The following is a 5,090-nucleotide window of genomic DNA, read 5'->3' on the forward strand; positions in this document are numbered from 1 at the left end:
GTTAGGTAGGAATTGATTCATAGCCTTCGCTAAAAAGAAAAGAAAAGGAAGCCAACATATAGCTAAAAAGAGATTAAAGGTTGTATGGAAATTTGCAATCTGCCTTTCTGAGCCTCCAGGTATATGGTTACTGATAACTGGAAAAACCATAATGACTACTCCTACAACTATAACAATCGATAGTTTCATTACTAGGTAAGCAAGAGCTACCTTTCTTCCTTCACGTGAAACGGAGAAGCTTGCCACTAATACAGGGACAGTTGCTCCTAAATTAGCTCCGAGCACAAGCCAGATGACTTCTTCATATCCCATTGCTCCAGCTGAATAAAAGGAAATTCCTACTATAATCATCGCTACACTACTGTGGAGCGCTGCTGTCAGGAGAACACTCACCCAAAAAAGCAATAGGGGTTGATTCTCAAGATATAACAATAATTCCGTAACAATTGGTTCATTGGTTAAAGGAAGAACGGCTTGAGATAAATAAGAAATGCCAAACAACACCATACCAAATCCGAGGAACATTTCTCCAGCAGGCTTTACACGATCCGTTGAAACAAACACAAGTAAAATCACACCTAAAAAAATAAAAAGAGGTGAAAATTGGCTTATATTAAAAGCAAGAACTTGCACGGTGATCGTAGTACCGATTGCTGAACCCAATATGACTCCTAAAGCTTGAACAAAGGTGATAATGGAATGACTAACCAAACCAACTGCTATAATTGACATAACCGTGCTGCTTTGCAAGAAAAAAGTAAATAATAACCCAACAACTAAAGCTTTTAATCTATTTTTAACGATCCTTCCCATTTGAAGACGCAGTTTATTGATGGCCGCCTTTTGCAATCCTTTACTCAAACGACTCATACCATATAAAAAAAGGCCAAGCCCCCCAAGGAAGCTGAGTAGGCTTTGTGTCATGATCATGTGGAATTCCTGCTTATCGAGGAGTGACAGTCTTTTAAGTAATGACGATAATCTTTCGCTGCGTTTGATACATGATCAGCCATCCGTTCAAAAAAACGGCTCATTAATATTAACTTCCCACCACTATCGGCAGCGAGTTGATCCATACCCAGGGAGTCTGTAATGAGTTTAAACGATTTCCTGTTTAATTGATTAACTTCTGCATCTTCTTCATATATCCATTTCAATGCAGAGCGGTCTTCTTCTTTAATTCCTCTTATTAATGCTTCTAGCATTTGTCCTACATTTTTCATGAACTGAGYGTATGATTGTGAGACCATTTCCGGAACTTCTTCTACAGGAGCAATCACAATAATATTCATAATATGGTCGCCAACTCGCTCTAAATCCCTTGCTATTTTTGAAAATAAAAACAAGCCCTTTACTTGCTTTAACGCAAGTTGTTCATAAGATAACAGCTCTAGTACCTTTTTTTGTATCACCTTGTTAATTGTATTAATGTCTCGTTCAGCATGAAGGGTTCCTTCTTTATCAAAAGTAGCATGTAGTACGATTGATTTAGATCCAAGTTGAAGCATTTGATGACTTAGTTCGACCATTAAGAGAAGCCTCTCTTTTAATTCATTCATTTCTCTATCAAGAAAGTTGGTCCGTGTTAACATCCGTATCCCCCCTTCACTTAAAATCCAACCCTCACAACTACTTATACCTTTTACGTTTATTCGTTTTATAATAGTTCATCCTATGTCTGCTACTATTCATTTAGTACAGCTTTCTTCTAGCCATGGGGTTGTCCTATTACTATTTAAACAAACGTTTAATTAACACCCATAGTTGTAAGATCTACCCATACTACTACCACTATTTTATTCTTTTCTATTCTCGTTATTTGCTATATGATAAGATTAAAATATACATGAGGAGCCCTAGATTATGGATGCAGAATTAAAGACTTTTGGAATACGGTTAACGACTAACAAGTATGAGCTTTCAAAAGAAATCACGAAGCACCAAGAAGATAGCTATAAAAAAAGTCTGACACAGGCTGCCGATTCACCTGAACTAATTGAATTAAGGGCGCAATTGTTGGAGGCACTTGGTCAATTTTTATCTTCTGACAATAAGGAGACTCCACACCAGAAAATAAGAGACTGGGCCCACTATACGGGTGAGCGAGCAAGCCATGGAGGAATCGATTTAGWCCAAGCTTTGAAGCAAATAACTGTCTATCGTACAGTTATTTGGGGAGAGTGCACAAAGGAACTGGAAGAAAAGCATTTATCAGCTAGTACTATCCTTCAACTTAGAAAAACACTAGACCCCATCTTGGATGAGATCTGTTATATTTTCAGCCATGTTTACGTGGAATATAATAAACAAGTAATCGAAAAAGCACATGCAAAAATGCAAGAGCTGTCCGTGCCAGTGGTAACGATTTCAAAGGACATAGCTATTCTTCCTTTAATAGGTGAATTAGATGCTACTCGCTCAAAATTATTAATGGAAATAGCCCTTCAACGTAGTATTGAAACAAAAATAAATCATTTAATTATTGATCTATCTGGTGTACCAATTGTGGATACAATGGTCGCCAATAACTTGTATCAAGTTATTTCATCGCTTAAATTAATTGGTGTAGAAGCCACGCTAACCGGAATTAGACCTGAGATTGCTCAAACACTTGTCCAGTTAGGAATTCGATTTGAAGATCTCCGAACTCGCGCAAGCTTACAGCAAACTCTTTCGGAGATCGGTCTTTAACGTATTAAGAAAAAAGCAAGATTTAGCCACCTAGATCTTGCTTTTTTAATCCGTTTTTTTTACTTTTAAGAACCTGGTACCGTTTAGAATGACACATCATTTAAATATTCATTTGATATTAGCTTAAATGTCTAAACCGCTACATTAGCCTTTTGAAAATCATTATTCCAATATAAAAAAACCACATCTATTATAGATGTGGTTTCGGTTGAATATTAATTACATTYCGTCATCTTGTGAATGTTCGATATCTAGCTCAGTACCATCATCAAACATGATTGTTAGTTCTAAAGAGTCATAGTTTGGATCTAAACCAAATCCTTCTACAACAGCGTCAATAATTTCTTCTTCACTCATAGAACTATCTAGTTCCAGTTGTTCAAAAGTACCTTCTAGTTCAGTGTAAGCTTCGTCACCTTCTAGTTGCGTGTCGTTCACTGAATCATCAATCTCGGCTGTTACTTCATCTGTATCATGCTCATAATTAACATCGTAGTTATCGMCCATCTCATCAYAGTTTACACTTAATTCAAATGAACTGAAACCAAATGCAGTCGTTGCGGGCTCTTCGTCTTCAAACATTTCATCTGTATCTTCGCCCATGTCATCACCAGTATCAGTATCATCATCGGTCATGTTATCATCTTCAGTGTCATCACCCATTGCACTATCTTCTTCAGTAGTAGCATCCTCTGGTGCCGGTTCGTCTACCTCTGTGTCTGTGTTACAAGCTCCTAGTACGATTGTTGATGCGATAAATGCTCCAGCTAAAATTGTTTTTGTTTTTTTCATAGTAATTGTGCCTCCTAATATTTTTGGTGTACTTATTGGATAACCGTTATTCGGTATACTCAAACATTATTTTTTAAAAATAATTATGTGAGTTTGTTAGAAAATATGTGAAAATAACGAATGGTTAAATTTCAACCTTAAATTAAAAAGTAGAGCGTTCTTCGCTTAGATCATTCGTTTCTTCTTTTGGATCCTCTTTACCAACTGGCACAATATTTCCAATAACTTCTTTCGTTTCAGGTGTACCTAATTCATAAAGAGCTTCATATAAGACTCGAATTTCTTTTTGTGTATGATCCTTCTCATTATCTGCGGCTCTTTCTTGGAAAGGGCGCTCAAAAATTTGTTGGGGCTCAAAGTCTTGATCACTAATTGATTCTAGTAATGCGTGTATCTTATCTTTCTCTTTCGGTGTTGCGTAAATTTCATATTGAATCAAGTTTTCTGGTGTTTCTGTTTTGGTAATACTCAACACCGGCTGATCGACTGATACAAAATATCGTTCACGTTCCATTAAGAATCCACTCCTTTAATTGATTGGCTATTTATCTACTTACCCTGATCAACTTGTAACTACACATAAAAAAAATAAACCAAGCTTCGATAGCCTGGTCTACTTTTCTTCACTAGTGGAACGATCTTTTGTCTTTTCCTTATTTCGTTCCTCTTCTTCTTCATTTTTGATTTCATCTAATGGTAAGTCATCCACTGGCATGACCGTTTGATCACGCTCTTTTTGTTTTTCCTTATCTTCTTTAAAAGCTTTTGACTTTGAATTACGTTCTCTTAGTACTTGATCTTTTTCTTTGTTATTCAAGGTAATCCCTCCTCTTAATATAAATGGAGATTCCCTAGACTGATTTATATTAAACATACCTAAAAGTGATCTAAACAAAATATTTTTAAAATAATCTGAAAACAAACTTGCGTTATCACGTTCTGTTATAGTACAATAAATGTAACAAAACAAACGGAGGCGATTATAAATGAATTATAAAGAGATGATCACTACAAGAACTGGTATGAAAGAGTGCACAGATTGTGGTAAGACAATTAATCAAATCCAAGAAGCGTACTTCAACCAATGCGAAAAATGTTTAAGACATGCAAGCCATGATTAAAATGCATACTGTTATATAACATTATCAAGAGAATCTGGCCCAATTCATTGAGTCAGATTTTGCTTTGCACATACATAATCAAGGAGGAAAAGCATGGATATAATAACTGCGGATTTATGTGATGAATACAGAGATGAAGTAAAAATTGCTGAACCTATTTTTTCGATTTACGGAGAAAAGAAATCTTTCTACGGTCCAATTTCTACCGTTAAAGTATATGAAGACAATGTGCTTGTAAAAAAAGCTCTTCAAACCATCCCAGAAGGAAGTGTATTAGTCGTTGATGGGGGAGGATCTACTCGTTGCGCTCTTTTAGGTGATAATTTAGCAGAAATCGCTGTCAAAAGAAAGCTTGGTGGTATAATCGTTTACGGCTGTATCAGGGATAGCGCTGAGATTAACCAGATGAATATTGGGGTTCGAGCTATTGCAACCCATCCTCTTAAAAGCATTAAACAAGGCAATGGATATGAAAATATCGCTGTG

8 protein-coding genes are annotated in these 5,090 nt (G+C 36.2%); 3 read left to right on the forward strand and 5 right to left on the reverse strand.

Features of this window, described 5'->3' with window-relative positions; translation table 11 throughout:
* Positions 1-930, reverse strand: a 930-nt coding sequence (locus AB685_RS26140) for a Na/Pi symporter (RefSeq protein ID WP_047973519.1), incomplete at its 3' end; no start/stop codon positions are given.
* Positions 927-1,592 carry a PhoU domain-containing protein gene (locus tag AB685_RS26145; protein WP_047973520.1) on the reverse strand — a complete coding sequence of 222 codons (666 nt, stop codon included), beginning with the start codon at positions 1,590-1,592 and terminating at the stop codon, positions 927-929. The genes AB685_RS26140 and AB685_RS26145, both read right to left, overlap by 4 nt.
* 271 nt (positions 1,593-1,863) lie before the next feature.
* Between AB685_RS26145 and AB685_RS26150 the strand changes: the two genes are divergently transcribed.
* Positions 1,864-2,691 carry an STAS domain-containing protein gene (locus AB685_RS26150; RefSeq protein WP_047973521.1) on the forward strand — a complete coding sequence of 276 codons (828 nt, stop codon included), beginning with the start codon at positions 1,864-1,866 and terminating at the stop codon, positions 2,689-2,691.
* Positions 2,692-2,910: 219 nt separating this feature from the next.
* On the opposite strand, the gene AB685_RS26155 is transcribed toward AB685_RS26150, so the two are convergent.
* From AB685_RS26155 to AB685_RS26165, 3 genes are all read right to left on the reverse strand, one after another.
* Positions 2,911-3,483: a YusW family protein gene (locus AB685_RS26155; protein WP_047973522.1), complete on the reverse strand. Its 573-nt coding sequence runs from the start codon at positions 3,481-3,483 to the stop codon at positions 2,911-2,913.
* A 142-nt stretch (positions 3,484-3,625) separates the two neighbouring features.
* The gene (locus AB685_RS26160) at positions 3,626-3,997 is read right to left on the reverse strand and encodes a hypothetical protein (protein WP_047973523.1); all 372 of its coding nucleotides are present in this window, start codon (positions 3,995-3,997) and stop codon (positions 3,626-3,628) included.
* 99 nt (positions 3,998-4,096) lie between these two features.
* On the reverse strand, positions 4,097-4,300 hold the full coding sequence (locus AB685_RS26165; RefSeq protein WP_047973524.1) for a hypothetical protein: 204 nt from the start codon (positions 4,298-4,300) through the stop codon (positions 4,097-4,099).
* 169 nt (positions 4,301-4,469) lie between these two features.
* On the opposite strand from AB685_RS26165, the gene yhfH reads away from it, so the two are divergent.
* On the forward strand, positions 4,470-4,604 hold the full coding sequence (gene yhfH, locus AB685_RS30650; RefSeq protein ID WP_082153781.1) for a protein YhfH: 135 nt from the start codon (positions 4,470-4,472) through the stop codon (positions 4,602-4,604).
* 93 nt (positions 4,605-4,697) lie between these two features.
* Positions 4,698-5,090, forward strand: a 393-nt coding sequence (gene rraA / locus AB685_RS26170) for a ribonuclease E activity regulator RraA (protein WP_047973525.1), incomplete at its 3' end; no start/stop codon positions are given.

This window comes from Bacillus sp. LL01, from assembly GCF_001037965.1.

Excerpts from the sequence above, each read along its gene's own strand:
- AB685_RS26160 (WP_047973523.1), bottom strand. The coding sequence starts at position 3,997 with ATGGAACGTGAACGATATTTTGTATCAGTCGATCAGCCGGTGTTGAGT.
- yhfH (WP_082153781.1), top strand. The coding sequence starts at position 4,470 with ATGAATTATAAAGAGATGATCACTACAAGAACTGGTATGAAAGAGTGC.